At 61.2% G+C, this 22,586-nt stretch carries 21 protein-coding genes; 16 read left to right on the forward strand and 5 right to left on the reverse strand.

From position 1 onward, the window contains the following. Positions 1-23 precede the first annotated feature (23 nt). Entirely contained in the window at positions 24-1,238 is a 1,215-nt protein-coding gene (serB, locus tag PFZ56_RS08630) for a phosphoserine phosphatase SerB (protein WP_102862897.1), read from the forward strand. A 72-nt stretch (positions 1,239-1,310) separates the two neighbouring features. Here serB and asd read toward each other — a convergent pair whose 3' ends face one another. From asd to PFZ56_RS08645, 3 genes are read right to left on the reverse strand one after another with little or no spacing between them, the layout of a single operon-like run. Beyond that, on the reverse strand, positions 1,311-2,171 hold the full coding sequence (gene asd, locus PFZ56_RS08635; protein WP_102862898.1) for an archaetidylserine decarboxylase: 861 nt from the start codon (positions 2,169-2,171) through the stop codon (positions 1,311-1,313). 18 nt (positions 2,172-2,189) lie between these two features. Continuing rightward, positions 2,190-3,005: a thiosulfate sulfurtransferase gene (gene rhdA, locus PFZ56_RS08640; RefSeq protein WP_170001591.1), complete on the reverse strand. Its 816-nt coding sequence runs from the start codon at positions 3,003-3,005 to the stop codon at positions 2,190-2,192. Positions 3,006-3,048: 43 nt separating this feature from the next. Beyond that, positions 3,049-4,587 (reverse strand): HDOD domain-containing protein, encoded by a 1,539-nt coding sequence (locus tag PFZ56_RS08645; RefSeq protein ID WP_110595438.1) that lies wholly within the window; start codon positions 4,585-4,587, stop codon positions 3,049-3,051. A gap of 166 nt (positions 4,588-4,753) precedes the next feature. Between PFZ56_RS08645 and motA the strand changes: the two genes are divergently transcribed. After that, a complete protein-coding gene (gene motA / locus PFZ56_RS08650; RefSeq protein WP_102862901.1) occupies positions 4,754-5,605 on the forward strand; it encodes a flagellar motor stator protein MotA in 852 nt (283 codons plus the stop codon). A gap of 3 nt (positions 5,606-5,608) precedes the next feature. Next, complete coding sequence (gene motB / locus PFZ56_RS08655; RefSeq protein WP_170001589.1) at positions 5,609-6,694, forward strand: flagellar motor protein MotB; 1,086 nt, start codon at positions 5,609-5,611, stop codon at positions 6,692-6,694. 52 nt (positions 6,695-6,746) lie between these two features. Here the strand turns inward: motB and rsgA are convergent, their stop codons facing one another. Then, positions 6,747-7,778, reverse strand: coding sequence for a small ribosomal subunit biogenesis GTPase RsgA (gene rsgA, locus PFZ56_RS08660; protein WP_110595440.1), 1,032 nt, complete (start codon positions 7,776-7,778; stop codon positions 6,747-6,749). Between the two features lie 107 nt (positions 7,779-7,885). On the opposite strand from rsgA, the gene orn reads away from it, so the two are divergent. Both orn and PFZ56_RS08670 read left to right on the forward strand, forming a co-directional pair. Continuing rightward, positions 7,886-8,428, forward strand: a complete 543-nt coding sequence (gene orn, locus PFZ56_RS08665) for an oligoribonuclease (protein WP_011058931.1) — start codon at positions 7,886-7,888, stop codon at positions 8,426-8,428. Positions 8,429-8,544: 116 nt separating this feature from the next. Next, positions 8,545-9,159, forward strand: a complete 615-nt coding sequence (locus PFZ56_RS08670; protein WP_169893104.1) for a trimeric intracellular cation channel family protein — start codon at positions 8,545-8,547, stop codon at positions 9,157-9,159. Here PFZ56_RS08670 and queG read toward each other — a convergent pair. After that, positions 9,141-10,220 (reverse strand): tRNA epoxyqueuosine(34) reductase QueG, encoded by a 1,080-nt coding sequence (queG, locus tag PFZ56_RS08675; protein ID WP_170001587.1) that lies wholly within the window; start codon positions 10,218-10,220, stop codon positions 9,141-9,143. The genes PFZ56_RS08670 and queG overlap by 19 nt on opposite strands. A gap of 63 nt (positions 10,221-10,283) precedes the next feature. Between queG and PFZ56_RS08680 the strand changes: the two genes are divergently transcribed. The 11 genes from PFZ56_RS08680 to PFZ56_RS08730 all read left to right on the forward strand — a co-directional run bounded on the left by PFZ56_RS08680 (position 10,284) and on the right by PFZ56_RS08730 (position 22,549). Beyond that, positions 10,284-11,144 carry an NAD(P)H-hydrate dehydratase gene (locus PFZ56_RS08680; RefSeq protein ID WP_110595441.1) on the forward strand — a complete coding sequence of 287 codons (861 nt, stop codon included), beginning with the start codon at positions 10,284-10,286 and terminating at the stop codon, positions 11,142-11,144. After that, on the forward strand, positions 11,132-11,602 hold the full coding sequence (tsaE, locus tag PFZ56_RS08685) for a tRNA (adenosine(37)-N6)-threonylcarbamoyltransferase complex ATPase subunit type 1 TsaE (protein ID WP_102862906.1): 471 nt from the start codon (positions 11,132-11,134) through the stop codon (positions 11,600-11,602). Before PFZ56_RS08680 ends, tsaE begins: the two co-directional genes overlap by 13 nt. Before the next feature lie 3 nt (positions 11,603-11,605). Then, positions 11,606-13,033: an N-acetylmuramoyl-L-alanine amidase gene (locus PFZ56_RS08690; RefSeq protein ID WP_205413457.1), complete on the forward strand. Its 1,428-nt coding sequence runs from the start codon at positions 11,606-11,608 to the stop codon at positions 13,031-13,033. Then, positions 13,030-14,940, forward strand: coding sequence for a DNA mismatch repair endonuclease MutL (gene mutL, locus PFZ56_RS08695; RefSeq protein ID WP_170001583.1), 1,911 nt, complete (start codon positions 13,030-13,032; stop codon positions 14,938-14,940). Before PFZ56_RS08690 ends, mutL begins: the two co-directional genes overlap by 4 nt. Then, the gene (gene miaA / locus PFZ56_RS08700; RefSeq protein WP_170001581.1) at positions 14,940-15,911 is read left to right on the forward strand and encodes a tRNA (adenosine(37)-N6)-dimethylallyltransferase MiaA; all 972 of its coding nucleotides are present in this window, start codon (positions 14,940-14,942) and stop codon (positions 15,909-15,911) included. Before mutL ends, miaA begins: the two co-directional genes overlap by 1 nt. A 92-nt stretch (positions 15,912-16,003) precedes the next feature. Beyond that, entirely contained in the window at positions 16,004-16,264 is a 261-nt protein-coding gene (hfq, locus tag PFZ56_RS08705) for an RNA chaperone Hfq (protein WP_007921378.1), read from the forward strand. Positions 16,265-16,276: 12 nt separating this feature from the next. After that, positions 16,277-17,578 (forward strand): ribosome rescue GTPase HflX, encoded by a 1,302-nt coding sequence (hflX, locus tag PFZ56_RS08710; protein WP_102862910.1) that lies wholly within the window; start codon positions 16,277-16,279, stop codon positions 17,576-17,578. 96 nt (positions 17,579-17,674) lie between these two features. Next, complete coding sequence (hflK, locus tag PFZ56_RS08715; protein WP_102862911.1) at positions 17,675-18,853, forward strand: FtsH protease activity modulator HflK; 1,179 nt, start codon at positions 17,675-17,677, stop codon at positions 18,851-18,853. Then, the gene (gene hflC / locus PFZ56_RS08720; RefSeq protein WP_102862912.1) at positions 18,853-19,722 is read left to right on the forward strand and encodes a protease modulator HflC; all 870 of its coding nucleotides are present in this window, start codon (positions 18,853-18,855) and stop codon (positions 19,720-19,722) included. Before hflK ends, hflC begins: the two co-directional genes overlap by 1 nt. A gap of 292 nt (positions 19,723-20,014) precedes the next feature. After that, entirely contained in the window at positions 20,015-21,202 is a 1,188-nt protein-coding gene (locus PFZ56_RS08725) for an ATP phosphoribosyltransferase regulatory subunit (protein ID WP_102862913.1), read from the forward strand. Positions 21,203-21,256: 54 nt separating this feature from the next. Beyond that, complete coding sequence (locus PFZ56_RS08730) at positions 21,257-22,549, forward strand: adenylosuccinate synthase (protein ID WP_170001580.1); 1,293 nt, start codon at positions 21,257-21,259, stop codon at positions 22,547-22,549. Positions 22,550-22,586: the final 37 nt, after the last annotated feature.

Here is a 22,586-nt window from a genome sequence, read left to right on the forward strand (position 1 = left end):
TTTTTCCACCTCGGGGGTGCGCCTTGCGCGAAATTGTCCTGATAAACATCACCGGCGAAGATCGTCCCGGTCTGACTGCGGCCATTACGGGTGTCCTGGCCCAGGGTGGTGTGAACATTCTCGACATCGGTCAGGCGGTGATCCACGACACCTTGTCGTTCGGCATCCTGGTTGAAATTCCCAGCAACGAGCAGAGTTCGTCGGTGCTCAAGGACATTCTGTTCACCGCCTACAAGCTCGATCAGCAGGTGCGTTTCACGCCGGTGTCCGAGGAGGACTACCAGCAGTGGGTCGACGGGCAGGGCAAGCAACGCCACATCGTCACCCTGCTGACGCGCAAGGTCACCGCCGAGCAGTTGCAGCGAGTGAGTTCGATCACCGCCAAGTACGGTCTGAACATCGATCACATCGATCGCCTGTCCGGGCGCATGCCCCTGGATATGCCAGCCGATCAGGGCAAAGGCTGCATCGAGTTTTCGGTGCGTGGCGAAGCCGCCGATCCGCAAGCCCTGCGAGCCGAATTCCTCAGCGTGGCCCAGGAGCTGAACGTCGACATCGCCTTCCAGGAAGATTCGCTGTTCCGCCGCAACCGCCGCCTGGCGGTGTTTGACATGGACTCGACGCTGATCGAAGCCGAGGTCATCGACGAGCTGGCCAAGGCGGCAGGCGTGGGTGAGCGGGTGGCAGAAATCACCGAGCGGGCCATGGCCGGCGAGCTGGATTTTCGTGCCAGCTTCAAGGAGCGCCTGGCGTTGCTCAAGGGTCTGGACGTCAGCGTGCTGGATTCCATCGGCGCGTCCCTGCGTCTGACCGAGGGCGCCGAAACCCTGTTTGCCGAGCTCAAGCGCCTGGGCTACAAGACCGCGATTCTCTCCGGCGGCTTCACCTACTTTGCCAAGCAGTTGCAGGCCAAGCTGGGTATCGATTACGTGTTCGCCAACGAACTGGAAGTGGTGGACGGCAAGGTCACCGGCGTCGCCATCGAGCCGATTGTCGACGCTCAACGCAAGGCCGATCTGCTGCGCGAGCTGGCCCACAAGGAAGGCCTGCGCCTGGAGCAGACCATCGCTGTGGGTGATGGCGCCAACGATTTGCCGATGCTGGGAATTGCCGGCTTGGGCGTGGCGTTCCGTGCCAAACCGCTGGTCAAGCAATCGGCCAAGCAGGCAATCTCGACCCTGGGTCTGGACGGCGTGCTGTATCTGCTGGGTTTCCGCGATCGCGACGGGCAGCTCTGAGTCCCGGGAAAAATCCCCGCCCATAAAAAACGCCGCTGATCAGCGGCGTTTTTTGTGTCCGGCATTCAGGTCTCAAGCCTTGGGCAGACCCATACCCTGGCCCATCCGCACTGGCGAGCCGGCGGCCAGTTCTTCAGCCCACTGCACCTGATCCGGGCCAAACAGCACGATGGCCGTGGAGCCCAGTTTGAAGCGACCCATCTCTGCGCCTTTTTCCAGATGGATGGGCGCGCGGGCTGCTTCGTCGTAGCGCACGGTCTTGAGCTCGCGTTTGGGTGGCGTTACCAGGCCGGCCCAGACGGTTTCAATCGAAGCGACGATCATTGCGCCGACCAGGACCAGCGCCATCGGGCCACGCTCGGTGTCGAAAATGCACACCACGCGTTCGTTGCGGGCGAACAGTTCCGGGACGTTCTCGGCGGTGGTCTGGTTGACCGAGAAGATCCGCCCGGGCACGTAGACCATTTCCCGTAGGGTGCCGGCCAGGGGCATGTGCACTCGGTGATAGTCCTTGGGCGACAGGTAGACGGTGGCGAAGTCACCGCCCATGAAAGGCGCGGCCAGGGCCGGATCGCCACCCAGCAGTTCCAGCACGCTGTAGCTGTGGCCCTTGGCCTGGAATACACGGCCGTGTTCGATCGGCCCCAGTTGGCTGATGGCACCGTCGGCGGGGCTGAGGATTGCGCCTGGGGTTGGGTCCAGCGGGCGTGCGCCCTCTTTCAGGGCGCGGGTGAAGAAGGCATTGAAATGTTCGTAGGCCGTCACGTCCTCCACCTGGGCTTCGGACATGTTCACTTGGTACTGCTTGGCGAACCAGCTGGTGAACGCATTCTTGAACCAGCGCACACGGCACTCGGCAATGCAGCCGGCCAGGCGCGACAGCAGGTGATGAGGCAGCAGGTACTGACTGAGGATGAACAAACGCTTTTTCATTGGGTGTCCTTAAAAACCTTAAATCTCTACGGGCGTATCGGGATGATTGCCCCATTCGCCCCAGGAGCCGGCGTAGCCCTTGACCCGTGGGTAGCCCAGCGCCTTGGCCACCAGATAGGTGAAGCCCGAGCGGTGGTGGGTCTGGCAGTGGGTGATCACTTCTTTGTCTTTGCTGATGCCCAGGTCCGCGAGGATCTGTGGCATGTCGCGGCGGATGCGCAGATGGCGCGCCTGGTCCATGCCGGCGGTCCACTCGAAGTTCACCGCGCCGGGAATGTGTCCGCCCTTGGCGGCCAGGACTTTCTCCCCGGAGTATTCCAGCGGGCCGCGAGCGTCCCAGATGGCCAGGTCGGCTGCGCCGAGACGGCTTTGCAGGTACTCGCGGGTGGCGGTGGGTTCGTCATGCAGGATCAGGGGCACTGGGCCGCCTGCCGGGGCTGGGACTTCGGTGGTTACTGGCAGGCTTTGTGCCAGCCAGGCCGTGAGGCCGCCGTCCAGGTAGTGGTAATGAGTATGGCCGATCACGTCCAGCAGCCAGATGAAGCGGCCGGCCCAGCCTCCGCCTTCGTCGTCATAGACCACGTAGACCGCATCCGGGTTGTGCCCGAGCTCGCCGAAGAGCGCTTCAAGGGCGTTCTGTGGCGGCAGCAGTCCGGGGGCGGGGGGCTGGCCGAGCTGGGTGCGCTTGGGGTCGACGAAGCGCGCCCCGGGAATATGCCCGGTTGCATAGCGGGCAGCGCTGGTCAGGTCGACCAGGATCAGTTCGCGGGCGTCGAGGCGGGCGAGCAAGTCGCTCGGTTCGATGACCAGCGGCAAGCCAGAGAAGTCAGACATGTCAGGTCCCCAGGGCACAAAGGGAAGGATTGTAGCGCAAGCGTCATTGGCTGCGGTTGGTAAAGCTATGCAAGGCTTTTTCGATGCACTGAGCGGTCTTGCCGAACGCCTGGACGCTGATTTCCGAGAACGGAACGCCGCCCTGATCGGCCACGGCCAGCATCAGTACCCGGCCGTTGCACGACAGGGAGCGCATCAGCAGGTGCTCGCCCCGAAACAACTGGCGCAGGGAGGTTGGCAGGTGGGCGGAGAACTGCCCATTGTTGGCCGGCGTCAGGCGCACCTGGGCAGATTTTTCCAGCAGACGTTGCAGGACTGTGCTCTGTTTGGCCTGCAGTGTCAGCCCTGCTGTTTCCTTGGGCAGACCATAGAGTTGCTGTACCCGCAGGTGGCTCTGGCTGCGGTCAACCATCAGTAACAGCACTCGACGCATGCCGCAGGCCACCAGGGCATCTCGGGCAAAGCTGGTGAGGTGCACGGCATTGGTGAAGGGGCTGGGTTCCAGTAGAAGTTCGCTGCAGAGCTTGCGCCATTTGGCCAACTCCTCGGCTGTCGGAGCCGGTGCCGGCTGTTCACCGTTGTGCAGGCGCCGGACATCCCAGGGCCAGATCAGGGCCTGGGCCGGGTGCCAGAGATCGGGTTGGCTGTCATTGCGAGCGCTGGTTGCGGCCTGCTGGTGTAGCTGTTGCTGGACCTGGGCGACCGGCATTTGTAGATACAGGCCGGTGAGGTTTTGCCAGCGCCGGCCATGAGCGTTGTTCCAGGAGTGCTGCGCCGCCAGGGCCAGGCCGTTGGCCAGCAGGACGCAGTTGGCTGGCTGGTTCAGCCAGCGCTGCAGGTCCGGATCGGCATCCAGGCGCTGTTGCTGGCGCAGCGGATGTTCGCTGTCGCGGGCGATCAGCATGACCTTGGCCAGTTGACGCTGCTCTTGGGTCAGCAGGCGATAACCCTGCCGCACCCAGATTGGCAGGTGCCAGGCATGGACCAGGGCCTGGCACAATTCCATCAGCCGAACGCCGAACAGTTGCATTTCTACCTGACGAGCCGACTCGTGCTTATAGATGACTCGCAGTTCCCACTCTTCCACGAGCTTGGGGTAGACCAGGGCCATGGCCCACAGTGGCGAGAGAAACAGCAGGCTGCCCCAGTGAATGTCCTGCCACAGTCGCGCCAGGCGCCCGGCGAAAAAACCGTTGGCTTGCTGGGTGGCGTGCTGGCTGATCAGTTGCAACTGACGCAGAGCCTGCGGAATCTGTTCCTCTGGCAGGGTGGGCAGTTGTTCGAGCAGTTCTTCGGTGCGCTTGAGTCCCAGGCGGTTGACCGCCACCTCCAGGTTTTCTGCCGGTTCGCTCATGCTGCCGTGGGAGTGCCGGTTGGCTTCGCGGATCACGCTCAGGGCCAGCGCCGGGCTGTTTTGCATCAGTTCGGCAATGTCCCGCAGCGAACTGCGATTGTTGGCGATGGCTTTGCACACTCGATCATGGCTGGCTTGCGGCACGGGCAAGCGCACGCCATTGAGGAGCTTTACCCAGGCGTCGAGAGAGGTGGGCGGGGAATGTGGGACGTTGGTTTCATTAGACATGGTCGGGCGCAATCATCGTCTGCTGTGAACACGCCCAGAGCGGGCCAAACTGGCTTTTCGCCTTAACTGGCTATAGTCTGGCGCAGTTTTGCCGATAAGTAGAAGAAGAGTTTTAAGAACTTCCGAATATGACCTTGAACCCGACTCAGTAAGTACTCTCCTACCTATGGCTAAAATTATCGGCATCATCGTCGTATTCGCGAGCGTGCTCGGCGGATACGTGCTTTCACACGGCAAAATCGCGGCACTGATCCAGCCTTTCGAGGTTTTGATCATTGGTGGTGCTGCCTTTGGCGCATTCCTCCAGGCCAACCCAGGCTATATGACGATGCATGTCATCAAAAAGTCGTTGGGTATGTTCGGTTCGCGCTTTACTCACACCTTCTATCTAGAAGTGCTGGGGCTGATCTACGAGATCCTCAACAAAAGTCGTCGCGAAGGCATGATGGCCATCGAGGGTGACATCGAGGACGCTGCGGCCAGTCCGATTTTCGCCAAGTATCCTGCGGTGCTCAAAGATGAGCGCATGACCGCTTTTGTCTGTGACTACCTGCGCATCATGTCCTCCGGCAACATGGCTCCTCACGAGCTGGAAGGGTTGTTCGACATGGAACTGTTCAGTCTCAAGGAAGACCTTGAGCATCCCTCCCATGCAGTCACCGGGATCGCCGATGGCATGCCCGGTTTCGGTATCGTGGCGGCGGTATTGGGGATTGTGGTGACCATGGCGTCCCTGGGGGATGGCGACCAGGCGTCCATTGGCTTGCACGTAGGTGCGGCCTTGGTCGGGACCTTCTTCGGTATCCTCGCGGCCTATGGTTTCTTTGGTCCGTTGGCCACTTCCCTGGCGCACGATGCGAAGGAAGAGCTGAACGTCTACGAAGCCATCAAGGCGTCCCTGGTCGCTTCGGCTTCCGGCATGCCGCCTTCGCTGGCGGTGGAGTTCGGGCGCAAGGTTCTGTACCCAGCGCACCGTCCTAGCTTCGCTGAGCTGGAACAAGCGGTTCGCGGTCGCTAAGTCATGGAAAATAATCAGCCGATTATCATCAAGCGCGTCAAGCGCTTCGCTGGCGGGCATCACGGGGGCGCTTGGAAAATCGCCTTCGCCGACTTCGCCACGGCGATGATGGCGTTCTTCCTGGTGCTGTGGCTCTTGTCCACCGCAACCCCGGAACAGAAGATCGCCATCGCCGGTTACTTCAAGGACCCGATCGGCTTCTCGGAAAGCGGCACACCCTACATCATTGATCTGGGTGGCTCTCCCGAACTGGCGCCGGATAACACCCTAAACCCCGAGATCAAGTCCCAGCCGCAACCGGACAAGGTCACGGTGGATGCCGATCAGGTGGAGGGCATGGCCGAGCAGGTGGAACGCGAGCGTCTCGAACTGCTGCTACAAGAGTTGCAGAACAAGGTTGAAGAGAATCCCCAACTGCAGAAGTTCAAGGACCAGATCCTCTTCGAAATCACTCCGGACGGCTTGCGGATCCAGATCATGGATGCCGAGAACCGGCCGATGTTCGACTCTGGCAGCGCACGTCTGAAGCCGTATTTCGAAGACATCCTGCTGGCCATGGCCGACACCATCAAGGCGGTGCCGAACAAGATCAGCATCAGCGGTCATACCGATGCCACGCCCTATGCCGGCAGTGGTGAATTCGGCAACTGGGAACTGTCCGCCAACCGTGCCAACGCTGCGCGTCGGGCTCTGGTGGCTGGCGGTTATCCCGATCCGCAAGTGGCGCGGGTGGTGGGCTTTGCCTCCTCTGCGCTGTTCGACCGCAAGAATCCGGTCAACCCGGTCAACCGGCGGATCGATATTGTGGTGCTGACCAAGAAGGCCCAGCGCGCTATCGAAGGCGAGCAGACGGATCCAAACGCTCCTGCGCCCAACCAGGGTACTGGGGCGCCAGGTGAAGTGCCGGGTGCGGCGGCGGACCCGAATGCCTTGCCGCCGGGTAGCGAGCCGTTGCCCGCTCATGAAGTGCGCCAGCGCATGAACATCTTCGAGGATGGCGTATTGAAGATGGATGAGCAGGGATCGGCCGGCCAGGCGCCGGCTCCCAAGCCGGTTGCTCCGGCTTCTGCGCCGGGAACCGTCAGGTGACAAACAACAAGGCCGCGAAGATCGCGGCCTTGTTGTTTCTACGGTGCTCGGCTCAGTAGCCGCTGTCTGGCAGGCTGGCGAGGATCGAGCGGTAGCTGTTCATCCGTTGCTGCTGGATGCGCCCGTCTTCCAAAGCCTTGAGCAATGCACAACCCGGCTCGCGATCGTGCTTGCAGTCGCGGAAGCGGCAGGTACCCAGCAAGTCGTTGAACTCGATGAAGCCAGCTTCGACATCGGCGCGGCTGACATGCCCCAGGCCGAATTCGCGGATGCCGGGGGAGTCGATCAGCTCGCCGCCGCCCGGGAAGTGGAACAGTCGCGCGGTCGTGGTGGTGTGGGTGCCCTGTCCGGAGTATTCCGACAGCGGGCCGACTCGGGTTTCGACTTCCGGCAGCAGGCTGTTCACCAAGGATGACTTGCCCACCCCCGATTGCCCCACGAATACGCTGATGCGTCCGTCCAGCAAGCCTTGCAGTTGCTCCATGCCGTCGCCGTGGTGGGCCGAGACTTCCAGCAGCGGATAGCCCAGTTGGCGATAGACTGCCAGCAAGGCGTTGAGTGCCGGAGCGTTCTGCTCGTCGATCAGGTCGGCCTTGTTCAGCAGCAGCAGCGGCCGAATCCCGGCGTGCTCGGCGGCAACCAGGTAGCGGTCGATAAGATTGGCGTGGGGTTCGGGCATGGGGGCAAACACGATCACGATCATGTCTACGTTGGCGGCCACCGGCTTGAGCTGGCCACGGCTGTCCGGTCGGCACAGCTCGGTGCTGCGCGGCAATTGCGCGACGATCACCCCGATGCCCTGATTGCCGGCGCGCCAGACCACCTGATCACCAGTCACCAGCGCTGGCAGGTTGGCTCGCAGGTAGCAGCGGAACACCTGGCCGGCCAGCTCACCTTCCCGGGCTTCGACCTCGACCTGCACGCCGAAGTGAGCAATGACCAGGCCGGTCTGTTCCGGGCCGAGGTCGCCACCCTCCAGCGCCTCTACGGCGGAGGACTCGCGTTTGGCGGCGCGGGCAGCGCGCTCACCCTGAATCTTTTCGATGCGCCAGTTTTGGCGACGATTGAGCTGGCGTTTGGCCATTGGTGTTCCGTGTTGATAATTACGGCGGATAGGTAAAACGGCGGCGAGTTTAGCACGCCGGGCAGGCCCTCTAGGCTAAACTGCGCAACTACGCCGAGGAGCCCCCCATGCAAAACCCACAGAACCTGATTTGGATCGATCTGGAAATGACCGGTCTGAACCCCGACACCGACGTCATCATCGAGATGGCGACCATTGTCACTGACAGCAATCTGAACACCTTGGCTGAAGGGCCGGTCATCGCTATCCACCAGAGCGACGAGATCCTTGCCGGCATGGACGAATGGAACACTCGTCAGCACGGTGGTTCCGGCCTGACCCAGCGGGTTCGCGAAAGCCGCATCAGCATGGCCGAAGCCGAAGCCCAGACCATTGCCTTTCTGGAGCAGTGGGTACCCAAGGGCAAGTCGCCCATCTGTGGCAACAGCATCTGCCAGGATCGGCGCTTCCTCTATCGCCACATGAAGGCTCTGGAAAGCTACTTCCATTACCGCAACCTGGACGTTTCGACCCTCAAGGAGCTGGCCGCCCGCTGGGCTCCTGACGTGCGCGACAGCTTCAAGAAAGGCAGCACCCATCTGGCCCTGGACGACATCCGCGAGTCCATCGCCGAGCTGCAGCACTACCGCAAGCACTTCATCAAATTCTGACCTGCAGGAGCCGGCTTGCCGGCGAACGGGCGCACGCTGCAAGCGGCGCCCGTACCCGCCCTCTTTTGGTGCTCGCCTCAACTGAGTAGACTGCGCGCCTTCCTGTAAGGACCGCCATCATGCTGTTGATGCTTTATCTGATCGCCATTACCGCCGAAGCCATGACCGGCGCCCTGTCTGCCGGCCGGCGTGGCATGGACTGGTTTGGCGTGGTGCTGATCGCCTGTGTCACTGCGCTCGGCGGTGGTTCGGTGCGTGATGTGCTGTTGGGGCATTACCCGCTGACCTGGGTCAAACACCCGGAATACCTGGTACTGACCTCGGTGGCGGCGTTGGTGACGATCTTTATCGCGCCCCTGATGCGTCACCTGCGTTCGCTGTTTCTGGTGCTCGACGCCGTGGGCCTGGTGGCCTTTACCCTGATCGGCTGCATGACCGCCCTGGAAATGGGCCACGGCATGCTGGTGGCGTCGGTCAGCGGGGTGATCACCGGGGTCTTTGGCGGCATCCTCCGGGATATCTTCTGCAACGACATTCCCCTGATCTTCCGCCGTGAACTGTACGCCAGTGTGTCCTTCGCCGCGGCCTGGTGCTACATGCTGTGCATCTATTTGCAGCTGCCCAGCGAGCAGTCGATCCTGGTCACCCTGTTCGGTGGCTTTCTATTGCGCCTGCTGGCGATCCGTTTTCACTGGGAAATGCCCAAGTTCGTCTACAACGACGAGCATTGACGGTTGGCGTGCTGCGCCAGGGCCCATTGCACGTGTTCGCGGACCAGTTCCGAGGGATGGTCCTGGCGGGCCTTGAGCGCTTCCAGCACCGGAATGCTTGAGGGCGCGTTGCCCAGGCCTACCGCCAGGTTGCGCAGCCAGCGCTCATAGCCGGCACGGCGCAGGGGCGAGCCTTCGGTGCTGCTGAGGAACTTGTCCTCGTCCCACATGAACAGTTCTGCCAGTTCGGCATTGTCCAGGTTGTGCCGGGGTTTGAAGTCGCCTTCGCCCGAGGGGCGGGCGAAGCGGTTCCAGGGGCAGACGATCTGGCAGTCATCGCAGCCGAATACCCGATTGCCGATCAGTGGGCGCAGGTCTTCGGGAATGGCGTTTTTCAGCTCGATGGTCAGGTAGGAAATGCAGCGCCGGGCATCCAGTACATAGGGGCCGACGAAGGCATTGGTCGGGCAGATGTCCAGGCAGGCGGTGCAGCGTCCGCAATGTTCAGTGGCGTGGGGCTCGTCCACGGGCAGCGGCAGGTCGACGAACAGCTCGCTGAGGAAGAAGTAGCTGCCGGCCTTGCGGTTGAGCACCAGGGTGTTCTTGCCGATCCAGCCGAGCCCGGCCTGCTCGGCGATGGCTTTTTCAAGCACCGGTGCGCTGTCGACGAACGCGCGATAGCCAAAGGGGCCAATGGCTTGCTGGATGCGTTCGGCCAACTGCTGCACACGTTTGCGGATGAGCTTGTGATAGTCGCGGCCCAAGGCGTAGCGCGAGACATAAGCCTTGGACGGTTCGGCCAGGCGCTGGGCCATCTGGGTGTCGCCGGGCAGGTAGTCCATGCGCAGCGATACCACTCGCAGCGTGCCGGGCACCAACTGATCGGGATGGGAGCGTTTGCTGCCATGGGCGCCCATGTATTCCATTTCGCCGTGGTAGCCGGCGGCGAGCCAGCGCTCCAGATGCTGCTCATGCTCGGCCAGGTCCAGGCCGCTGATACCGACTTGTTGAAAGCCCAGTTCGCGGCCCCAGTCCTTGATCGATTGGGCGAGAGCGGGGAGATCCTGGGTAATAGCGGGCATGAGGCGAGAGAAACCGGAGCTGAGGTGCGTATAATTCTGCCAGACATCGGAGCCCGAAGACGCATGCCGCAGACAAAACACCCTTTACTCGACGTTCAGCTGCTGACTGACGCTCATTTGCCGCGATTGGAAGCTCGTCCTCTGGACGCTCATAAGGGGCAATTCGGTCATTTGTTGCTGATCGGTGGCGACCGCGGCTTTGCTGGCGCCGCGTTATTGAGTGCGGAAAGTGCCTTGCGCAGTGGTGCGGGGCTAGTGTCCCTGGCAACTCGCAATGAGCACGTAGCGGCGGCCGCTGCGCGGCTGCCGGAAGTCATGACCCAGGGCACTCATTCGGCCAACCAACTGATGGGGTTGTTGGCGCGGGCCACGGTACTGGTGGTTGGTCCCGGACTGGGGCAGGGCGCCTGGGGGCGCAGCCTGTTGTCGGCAGCGGCCAACGCGCCTTTGCCTCAGGTATGGGATGCCGATGCCTTGAATCTCCTGGCCTTGGGCGGTCTACAGCTGCCGGCGGCCAGCGTGATCACCCCCCATCCCGGGGAGGCGGCTCGTCTGCTGGGGATCTCCATCGCCGAGGTTCAGGGTGATCGTCCGGCAGCGGCCCGAGCCTTGAGCGCAAAATACGCTGCGGTTGCCGTGCTCAAGGGTGCTGGCAGCCTGATCGCCAGCCCCGAGGGGCAAGTGGCCCGCTGTGATGGTGGGCATCCGGCGATGGCCACGGCGGGGCTGGGGGACGTGCTCGCAGGATTGATCGGTGCGTTGCTGGCGCAGGGACTGTCGACATTCGATGCGGCTTGCCTGGCGGTCTGGGTACACGCCCGCGCTGGCGAGCAGCAAGGCAAATTGGGCCGAGGGCTGGCGGCCAGTGATCTGATTCCAGCCATTCGTCAGTTGTTGGAGGAGCAATCACCGTGTCTGAGTTAACCCTTTATCTGGCCGACGAGCAGGCCATGGTGGAATTTGGTGCACGCATTGCTCGCGTCACTCAGGGTGTGGGGGTGATTTTTCTTGAGGGCGATCTGGGGGCGGGCAAAACCACCCTGTCCCGGGGGATCATCCGTGGCCTGGGGCATGACGGGGCGGTAAAAAGTCCGACCTTTACCCTGGTGGAGCCCTACGAGATAGGTCCGGTGCGGGCTTTTCACTTCGACTTGTATCGTCTTGTGGACCCGGAGGAGCTGGAGTTTCTGGGGATTCGCGACTACTTCGAAGGCGATGCACTGTGTCTGTTGGAGTGGCCCCAGCGTGGTGCAGGCTTTTTGCCAAAGCCCGACCTGACCATTACCATTACCCCGCATAACAATGGGCGTTCTGTGCATCTGTTGTCTCAAGGCTCGCGAGGCGAGTCCTGGTGTGCCGCTTTGGCGTTGGAATTCAAATAATTGATGGGGTTAGGTATGCGCATTCGCGCGTTGGTTGCTGTCGTAGGACTGTTGCTTACGGCATTGGCCGTCGATGCTGTGGCCGCTACACAGGTTCGCAGCGTCCGCCTGTGGCGGGCACCGGATAACACGCGACTGGTCTTCGACCTGTCCGGTCCGGTTCAGCACAGCGTCTTTACCCTGACGGCCCCGGATCGTCTGGTGATCGATATCAATGGCGCGACCCTCGGCGGTCCGCTGAATGTCGCCACGGCCAATACGCCGATCACCGCCATGCGCTCGGCGCAGCGTACCCCCAGTGACCTGCGAGTGGTCATCGACCTGAAAAAGGCCGTCACCCCCAAGAGTTTTACCCTGGCGCCCAACGCCCAGTATGGCAATCGCCTGGTAGTTGACCTGTTCGACAACCCGGCTGATGCCGCGCCGCCTGCTGCTCCGCCTCCTGCTGTGGCCACCGTTCCCGCCGTGCCAGTCACGCCTGCGGAGCCCGCGATCAAGCTGCCGCCGGCCCCGGCGGGCAAGCGCGACATCATCGTGGTGATAGACGCCGGTCACGGCGGTGAAGACCCGGGTGCCTCCGGCTCCCGTGGCCAGCATGAGAAAGATGTGGTGCTGGCCATCGCCCGTGAACTGCAGCGCCAGATTAATGGCATCAAGGGGTTCCGCGCCGAGCTGACCCGTACTGGCGACTACTTCATTCCGTTGCGCGGTCGTACCGAGATCGCTCGGAAGAAGGGCGCTGACCTGTTCGTTTCGATCCACGCCGATGCCGCGCCTTCGACGGCAGCCTTTGGCGCCTCGGTATTCGCCCTGTCCGAGCGCGGCGCCACATCGGAAACTGCCCGCTGGCTGGCGGACAGTGAAAACCGCTCCGACCTGATCGGTGGTGCCGGCAACGTCAGCCTGGATGACAAGGACCGGATGCTGGCCGGGGTGCTGCTGGATCTGTCGATGACCGCATCCCTGACCTCCAGCCTCAATGTCGGGCAGAAAGTCCTGAACAACATCGGCCGGGTCACACCGCTGCACAAGCAGCGTGTGGAACAGGCTGGGTTCATGGTGCTCAAGTCCCCGGATATTCCATCGATCCTGGTGGAAACCGGCTTTATTTCCAATTCCAATGAAGCCTCGAAGCTGGCCACTGTCAGCCATCAGCAGGCCTTGGCTCGCTCCATCAGCAGCGGCGTGCGGCAGTTCTTCCAGCAGAACCCGCCACCGGGCACCTATATCGCCTGGCTGCGAGATTCCGGGAAGATTGCCCAGGGGCCTCGCGATCACCGGGTCAACCCGGGGGAAACCCTGGCGATGATCGCGGTGCGCTACCAGGTATCGGCGCCCGCGCTGCGCAGTGCCAACAATTTGAAAAGCGATGAATTGAAAGTGGGGCAGGTCCTGACCATCCCCGGCACTGAATTGGCGGCCAAGGAATGAGTGAGTCGGTAATCAGCGGCGCGCGCATCGAGCTGCTCAGTCCGCGCCTGGCTAACCAGATTGCCGCGGGTGAGGTGGTTGAGCGCCCGGCTTCGGTGATCAAGGAGCTGCTGGAAAACAGCCTGGACTCTGGCGCCAAGCGCATTGATGTGGATGTCGAGCAGGCTGGAGTCAAGCTGCTGCGGGTCCGTGATGATGGCAGTGGCATTTCCTCCGACGATCTGCCTCTGGCGCTGGCGCGGCACGCCACCAGCAAGATCCGCGACCTGGAAGACCTCGAGCGGGTGATGAGCCTGGGGTTTCGCGGTGAAGCCCTGGCCTCCATCAGTTCCGTGGCGCGCTTGACCCTGACGTCCCGTACCCGTGATGCCGATCAGGCCTGGCAGGTCGAAACCGAAGGCCGCGACATGGCGCCGCGAGTGCAGCCGGCGGCCCACCCGGTAGGCACCTCGGTGGAAGTGCGTGACCTGTTCTTCAATACTCCAGCCCGACGCAAGTTTCTCAAGGCGGAGAAAACCGAGTTCGATCACCTGCAGGAGGTGATCAAGCGTTTGGCTCTGGCGCGTTTCGACGTGGCCTTCCATTTGCGCCACAACGGCAAGAGCATCCTCAGTCTGCATGAAGCCAAGGACGACGCAGCTCGTGCCCGGCGCGTGGCGGCGGTCTGTGGCTCGGGCTTTTTGGAGCAGGCGCTGCCCATTGAGGTCGAGCGCAACGGTCTCCATCTTTGGGGCTGGGTGGGCTTGCCAACCTTCTCCCGCAGCCAGGCGGACTTGCAGTATTTCTACGTCAACGGTCGTGCGGTACGGGACAAGCTGGTGGCCCACGCGGTGCGTCAGGCCTATCGCGATGTGCTGTTCAACGGCCGGCATCCGACTTTTGTGCTGTTTTTCGAGGTCGATCCCTCGGTGGTCGACGTCAATGTGCACCCGACCAAGCATGAAGTGCGCTTCCGTGATGGGCGCATGGTGCATGACTTCCTTTATGGCACCTTGCACAGGGCTTTGGGCGACGTGCGCCCCGAGGACCAATTGGCAGCGCCGGCGGCGGTAGCAGGTATTGTGCGGCCAAGCGGTATCGAAGCCGGTGAGTTCGGACCCCAGGGTGAAATGCGTCTGGCCGCGAACCTGGCCCTGGAGCAGCCGCAGTCCCAGCCGAGCTTCAATGCGCCGGGCTCTGGTGCTGGTAGTGGCTATCAGTATCAGTACACACCACGGCCCCAGCCAGTGCTGCCGGCTGCGGAGTCCCAGGGAGTCTATCGCGAGTTCTTTGCGCCATTGCCTGGGGCTGCGGCCACAGCCCTGCCGGAGGGGCAGGAGGATATTCCGCCATTGGGCTATGCCCTGGCACAGCTCAAGGGCATCTATATCCTTGCGGAAAACGCTCTGGGCCTGGTGCTGGTGGATATGCACGCTGCTCATGAACGGATCATGTACGAGCGTTTGAAGGTGGCCATGGCCAGCGAAGGCTTGAGTGGCCAGCCGTTGCTGGTGCCGGAATCGATTGCCGTCAGCCAGCGTGAAGCCGATTGCGCGGAAGAGCATGTCGCCTGGTTCCAGCGTCTGGGCTTCGAGTTGCAGCGCCTGGGACCTGAGTCTCTGGCGATCCGGCAGATTCCGGCGCTGTTGAAGCAGGCTGAAGCCAATCGCCTGGTGCATGATGTGCTTGCTGATTTGATGGAATACGGCACCAGCGACCGAATTCAGGCTCATCTCAATGAACTGCTCGGCACCATGGCCTGCCACGGCGCGATTCGCGCCAACCGGCGCCTGGCCCTGGCGGAAATGAATGGCCTGTTGCGGGATATGGAAAACACCGAGCGCAGCGGCCAGTGCAACCACGGTCGACCGACCTGGACCCAATTGGGTCTGGATGATCTGGACAAACTCTTTTTGCGCGGCCGTTGATGACTCAGCTTCCTCCAGCGATTTTCCTGATGGGCCCGACCGCTGCGGGCAAGACCGACCTGGCCATCGAGCTGACCAAGGTGCTGCCTTGCGAGTTGATCAGTGTCGATTCGGCGCTGGTGTATCGCGGCATGGATATCGGCACCGCCAAGCCCTCCAAGGAGTTGTTGGCGAAGTTTCCCCATCGCCTGATCGATATTCTCGACCCCGCCGAAAGCTACTCGGCGGCAGATTTTCGCACCGATGCCCTCGCGGCCATGGCCGATATCACCGCTCGGGGCAAAATTCCGCTGCTGGTGGGGGGCACCATGCTGTATTACAAGGCGCTGCTTGAAGGCCTGGCGGATATGCCGCCAGCAGACCCGCAGGTCCGCGCCGAACTCGAAGACGAGGCTCAACGCCTTGGTTGGCAGGCGCTGCATGATCAACTGGCGGCTGTGGACCCCGAATCTGCGGCGAGGATTCATCCCAATGATCCTCAACGCCTGACCCGAGCGCTGGAAGTCTATCGGGTCAGCGGTCTGACAATGACCGCTCATCGTCAGCGTCAATTGGCGCAAAGTGCTGAGGCAGGCGCATCGGGACGCGGTCAATTGCCCTATACTGTCGCCAATCTGGCCATCGCTCCGGCGAATCGTCAGGTACTGCACCAGCGTATTGCACAAAGATTCACACAAATGTTGGAACAGGGATTCATTGACGAGGTCGTAGCTCTGCGCTCAAGAAGTGACCTGCATGCCGGGTTGCCGTCTATACGTGCAGTGGGTTACCGCCAAGTCTGGGATCATCTGGATGGCAAGCTGACGTCAGCCGAAATGCAGGAGCGGGGCATCATTGCCACGCGCCAATTGGCGAAACGGCAGTTCACCTGGTTACGCAGTTGGGCTGACCTGCAATGGTTGGACAGCCTGGATTGCGACAATCTGCCACGCGCCTTGAAATACCTAGGGACGATCTCCATATTGAGCTGAGTCCTTGCAATTGCCGTCTATCCTTGGGGGTGTGACGGTTTGAGCTATCTGTTTTCCGATTTTTATTATTGATCCTTAAAGGAGTGCGGCACATGTCAAAAGGGCATTCGCTACAAGACCCTTACTTGAATACATTGCGTAAAGAGAAAGTTGGGGTTTCCATCTATCTGGTTAACGGGATCAAACTGCAAGGCACGATCGAGTCCTTCGACCAGTTCGTTATCCTGCTGAAAAACACCGTCAGCCAAATGGTTTACAAGCACGCTATCTCTACAGTGGTTCCAGTTCGCCCAATTCGTCTGCCTAGCGCATCCGAATCCGAACAGGGTGACGCTGAGCCAGGTAACGCCTGATAGGAGTCTCCTTTGTTCTTTGAGCGCCACGGTGGTGGTGAACGGGCCATTCTCGTTCACTTGGATGGTCAGGACCCTGAGGCGCGCGAAGATCCGCAGGAGTTTCAGGAGCTGGCATTATCGGCCGGCGCCGAGACCGTCGCGTTTGTTAGCGTGCCGCGTCATCGGCCAACCGCCAAATACCTGGTTGGCAGCGGCAAGGTCGAGGAATTGCGCGATCTGGTCAAAGCCGAACAGGTAGACCTGGTGATTTTCAATCACATCCTCACGCCCAGTCAGGAACGTAACCTCGAACGTGTATTCGAGTGTCGCGTGATTGATCGCACGGGTCTGATTCTCGATATCTTCGCTCAGCGCGCACGCACTCATGAGGGCAAGCTCCAGGTAGAACTGGCACAGCTTGAGCACATGAGCACGCGATTGGTTCGTGGCTGGACTCACCTTGAACGGCAGAAAGGCGGTATTGGTCTGCGTGGTCCGGGTGAGACTCAGTTGGAAACCGACCGGCGCCTGCTGCGAGTGCGTCTGCGACAGATCAAGGCGCGTCTGGAAAAGGTTCGCAGCCAGCGCGAGCAGGCTCGTCGAGGCCGTAAGCGTGCCGACATTCCTTCAGTTTCGCTGGTGGGCTACACCAACGCTGGCAAGTCCACCTTGTTCAATGCTGTCACCGCGTCCGATGTATTCGCCGCCGACCAGCTGTTCGCTACCCTCGATCCGACTTTGCGCCGCTTGGAGCTGGATGACCTGGGGCCGATTGTGCTGGCTGATACCGTCGGTTTCATTCGCCACCTGCCGCACAAGCTGGTGGAGGCGTTTCGGGCTACCCTCGAAGAGTCCAGCAACTCCGACTTGCTGCTTCATGTGATCGATGCTCACGAGCCCGAGCGCATGGCCCAGATCGAGCAGGTGATGGTGGTACTGGGTGAGATCGGGGCTCAAGACTTGCCGATCCTGGAGGTCTATAACAAACTCGATTTGCTCGAGGGTGTGGAGCCGCAGATTCAGCGCGATCCCGATGGCAAGCCGCAGCGTGTCTGGTTGTCGGCCCGTGATGGCCAGGGACTTGATCTGCTCAAGCAGGCCATTGCGGAGCTGCTGGGTGAAGATTTGTTCGTAGGCACCTTGCGCTTGCCTCAGCGTTTTGCTCGACTGCGAGCACAGTTTTTCCAGTTGAACGCTGTGCAGAAAGAAGATCACGACGACGAAGGGGTCAGTTTGCTGGCCGTTCGCCTACCGCGGGCCGAGTTGAACCGGCTGGTCAGTCGCGAAGGTCTGCAACCGTCGGAATTCATCGAGCAACACACTTTGCAATAAAAGCCTGGGCATGCGGTTGTGCCGCTGTAGCAGGCATTCTGTAGCATTGGTCGGCGCGCCGTGGGTGCGTCTTTGCTTTATCAGATGGAGAGCGCTATGGCTTGGAATGAGCCGGGTGGCAACTCGAATAATCAGGACCCTTGGGGTGGTAAACGCCGCAATAATGGCGATCGCAAGGGGCCACCAGATCTCGACGAGGCCTTCCGTAAGCTGCAGGAAAGCCTGAATGGGTTGTTCGGTGGTGGTAAGAAACGTGGTGATGACGGCGGTAGCTCCGGCAAGGGCGGTGGTTTCGGCTTGCTGGGCATTGGTCTTGTCGTGCTGGCGGCCGTGTGGCTGTACAGCGCGGTTTATGTAGTCGATGAGCAGGAGCAGGCCGTGGTGCTGCGCTTCGGCAAATACTACGAAACCGTCGGCCCGGGTCTGAACATCTACTTCCCGCCGATCGATCGCAAGTACATGGAAAACGTCACGCGTGAGCGTGCCTACACCAAGCAGGGGCAGATGCTCACCGAGGACGAGAACATCGTCGAAGTGCCGCTGACCGTGCAGTACAAGATCAGCAATCTGCAGGACTTCGTGTTGAACGTTGATCAGCCGGAAATCAGTCTGCAGCATGCAACCGACAGCGCCCTGCGCCATGTGGTGGGCTCCACCGCCATGGATCAGGTGTTGACTGAAGGTCGTGAATTGATGGCCAGTGAAATCAAGGAGCGGTTGCAACGCTTCCTCGACAACTACCGCACCGGTATCACCGTGACTCAGGTGAACGTACAGAGCGCAGCTGCACCACGTGAAGTGCAGGAAGCCTTCGATGACGTGATCCGAGCTCGTGAAGACGAACAGCGTTCGCGCAACCAGGCTGAAACCTACGCCAACGGTGTTGTGCCGGAGGCTCGTGGTCAGGCTCAGCGCATCCTCGAAGATGCCAATGGTTATCGCGACGAAGTGGTATCGCGGGCCAAGGGTGAGGCTGATCGCTTTACCAAGCTGGTTGCCGAGTACCGCAAGGCTCCTGAAGTGACTCGTCAGCGCCTGTACCTGGACACCATGCAGGAAGTCTTCAGCAATACCAGCAAAGTTCTGGTAACCGGCAGCAAAGGCGGGCAGAACAACCTGCTCTACCTGCCGCTGGACAAGATGATCGACAGTGGTCGTAGCGGCGGTGTTCCGGCAACGGGATCAGCGTCTGCGACCAGCAATGAAGCGAATGCGCGCGCCGCTGCGGAGCACATGCAGCAACAGCAGCAGACGCGTTCTAGGGAGAGTCGCTGATGAGCAATAAATCGCTGATCGCCCTGATCGTGGGCGTTGTCGTGGCGGTGGTTGCCTGGAACAGCTTCTACATCGTCGCTCAGACCGAGCGCGCGGTGTTGCTGCAGTTCGGTCGCGTGGTCCAGGCTGATGTCCAGCCTGGCCTGCATGTGAAAGTGCCCTACGTGAACCAGGTGCGTAAGTTTGATGCGCGCCTGATGACCCTGGATGCACCGACACAGCGCTTCCTGACCCTGGAAAAGAAAGCCGTCATGGTGGATGCCTACGCCAAGTGGCGAGTGAAGGATGCTGAGCGCTTCTACACCGCAACTTCCGGTCTCAAGCAAATTGCCGACGAGCGTCTTTCCCGTCGTCTGGAATCGGGCCTGCGTGACCAGTTTGGTAAGCGCACCCTGCATGAAGTGGTTTCCGGTGAGCGTGATGCGCTGATGGCGGATATCACGGCTTCGCTGAACAGGATGGCGGAAAAGGAGCTGGGTATCGAAGTGGTCGATGTCCGGGTCAAGGCCATCGATCTGCCGAAGGAAGTGAACCGCAGCGTGTTCGAGCGCATGAGCACCGAGCGTGAGCGTGAGGCTCGCGAGCACCGTGCCAAGGGTAACGAGTTGGCCGAAGGTATTCGTGCTGACGCTGATCGTCAGCGTCGCGTGCTGCTGGCTGAAGCCTATCGCGAGTCTGAAGAGGCGCGCGGTGATGGTGATGCTCAGGCGGCGGCGATCTACGCCAAGGCCTACGGCCAGGATCAGGAGTTCTACGCGTTCTACCGTAGCCTGCGTGCCTACCGTGAAAGCTTTGCAAACAAATCCGACGTCATGGTTCTGGACCCAAGCAGCGACTTCTTCCACTACCTGGAAAAGTCCAAGCCTTGATCAGGCCCTGATCCTTGGGCACCCCGCCGGGCGGCTAAAATGCCTCGCGGGGTGATCCTTTGGGAAAACGGGTGTATGATGCGGCAGCCGGGAAATTCCCGGCTTTTTTGCGTCTGCATCTTTGATTGGCCGTGGCTCGTTCAAGAGCTCGGCAAGATTTTTCGAGGAAAATAGTCTGTACAGCTGATTCCTGGCTGCCTGTCCGGCTGAGCTCGCGTCGGATGCGACTGTTTTCTGCTTCACTCTAAGGCTGGCCCCAGGCTTGCCGCCCGGACCATAGGGGAATGGCGTAATGGCAACGGTAGACCGCTGGCTGCTGCCAGATGGCATCGAAGAAGTATTGCCGCCGGAAGCGGCGCGCATTGAAGTGGCGCGTCGTCAGGTGTTGGATCTGTTTCAGAGTTGGGGTTACGAGTTTGTCGTGACTCCCCATATCGAATACCTGGAATCCCTGCTGACAGGTGCCGGCCAGGACCTGGATCTGCGTACCTTCAAGGTCATCGACCCGCAGTCGGGTCGGCAGATGGGGTTCCGTGCCGACATTACGCCACAAGTGGCGCGAATCGATGCCCACACCCTGCGTCGCGAAGGGCCGAGCCGCCTGTGCTATGCCGGCAGCGTGCTGCATGCTCAGCCGCGGGCCTTGTCGTCCTCGCGCAGCCCGATCCAGTTAGGCGCCGAGTTGTATGGCGACGCCAGCCCGAGCAGCGACGTTGAGGTCATCAGTCTGATGTTGGCCATGCTGCAGTTGGCCGATGTGCCGGATGTGCACATGGATCTGGGGCATGTGGGCATCTACCGCGGCCTGGCCCAGGCTGCCGGCCTGTCCGGTGCCGTGGAGCAACAATTGTTCGATGCCCTGCAGCGCAAGGCGATCGATGAAGTCATCAGCCTGACCCAGGGCCTGCCGGCCGATCTGGCCGACATGCTGCGCTCCCTGGTGGAGTTGTGTGGTGGCCGCGAAGTATTGGGCGATGCTCGCCGTCGCCTGGCGGGTGCGCCGACCTCGGTGCTGCTGGCCCTGGATGAGTTGCTGACGATCGCCGAGCGCTTGTCGGTGCGTTTCCCTGACTTACCGTTGTATTTCGATCTGGGCGAGCTGCGGGGCTATCACTACCACACGGGTGTGGTGTTCGCGGTGTTTGTACCGGGCGTGGGTCAATCCATCGCCCAGGGCGGTCGCTACGATGACATCGGCGCGGATTTTGGACGTGCCCGTCCAGCGACCGGTTTTTCTACCGATTTGAAAACCCTGGTGACCCTGGGGCGTGCTGAGGTCGAGCTGCCGTCTGGTGGTATCTGGATGCCTGACAGCACCGACGCGGCACTCTGGCAGACCGTCTGCCAGTTGCGCAGTGAGGGTCAGCGTGTCGTTCAGGCTCTGCCTGGGCAACCTTTGGCCGCCGCCCGTGAAGCGGACTGCGACCGGCAATTGATTCAGCAGAATGGGCTTTGGCAAGTATTGCCGCTGGCTTCTTGAGTTTTCCTGCCGGCGGCTGCCGGCACCAAGTTTGCGCGAATGAGGACAAGTGTTATGGGTAAGAATGTCGTAGTCCTGGGCACCCAGTGGGGTGATGAGGGCAAAGGCAAGATCGTTGATCTGCTGACCGAACATGCCGCCGCCGTAGTGCGCTACCAAGGTGGCCACAACGCTGGCCACACTTTGGTAATCGATGGTGAGAAGACCGTCCTGCACCTGATTCCGTCCGGCGTGCTGCGCGAAGGCGTGCAGTGCCTGATCGGTAACGGCGTAGTGGTAGCACCGGATGCCTTGATGCGTGAAATCGTCAAGCTGGAAGAGAAAGGCGTACCGGTGCGTGAGCGCCTGCGTATCAGCCCTTCCTGCCCGCTGATCCTGTCCTATCACGTAGCCCTGGACCAGGCCCGCGAGAAGGCTCGTGGCGAGCAGAAGATCGGTACTACAGGTCGCGGCATCGGCCCGGCTTACGAAGACAAGGTTGCCCGTCGCGGGCTGCGCATCGGTGATCTGTTCCACCGCGAGCGTTTCGCCGCCAAGCTGGGCGAGTTGCTGGACTACCACAACTTCGTGCTGGTCAATTACTACAAAGAGCCGGCCATCGACTTCCAGAAGACGCTGGACGAGTGCATGGAATACGCCGAGCTGCTCAAGCCGATGATGCTCGACGTCACCGCCGAGCTGCACCAGCTGCGTCGCGCTGGCAAGGACATCATGTTCGAAGGCGCCCAGGGTTCGCTGCTGGACATCGACCACGGCACCTATCCGTATGTCACCAGCTCCAACACCACCGCTGGCGGCATCGCCACCGGTTCGGGCGTAGGCCCGATGTACCTGGACTACATCCTGGGCATCACCAAGGCCTACACCACTCGTGTGGGTTCGGGTCCGTTCCCGACTGAGCTGTTCGATGACGTCGGCGCTTTCCTGGCCAAGCGCGGTCACGAGTTCGGTGCCACCACTGGCCGGGCCCGTCGTTGCGGCTGGTTCGATGCCGTGATCCTGCGTCGCGCCATCGACGTCAACAGCATCTCGGGCCTGTGCCTGACCAAGCTGGACGTACTGGACGGCCTGGAAACCATCAATATCTGTGTTGGCTACAAGAACCAGGATGGTGCAGTCATCGACGCGCCTACCGACGCCGATAGCTACATCGGCCTGGAGCCGGTGTACGAGCAGATGCCGGGCTGGAGCGAGTCGACCCTGGGTGTCAAGACCCTGGAAGAGCTGCCTGCCGCTGCTCAGGCCTACATCAAGCGCATCGAAGAGTTGGTCGGCGCGCCGATCGACATTATTTCGACGGGCCCGGACCGCAACGAAACCATCGTTCTGCGCCATCCGTTTGCTTGATAAGTCGTTGATGTAAAAACCAAAGGGCCCTTGATCG

This window comes from Pseudomonas danubii (assembly GCF_042980055.1).
GTDB classification, from domain to species: domain Bacteria; phylum Pseudomonadota; class Gammaproteobacteria; order Pseudomonadales; family Pseudomonadaceae; genus Aquipseudomonas; species Aquipseudomonas danubii.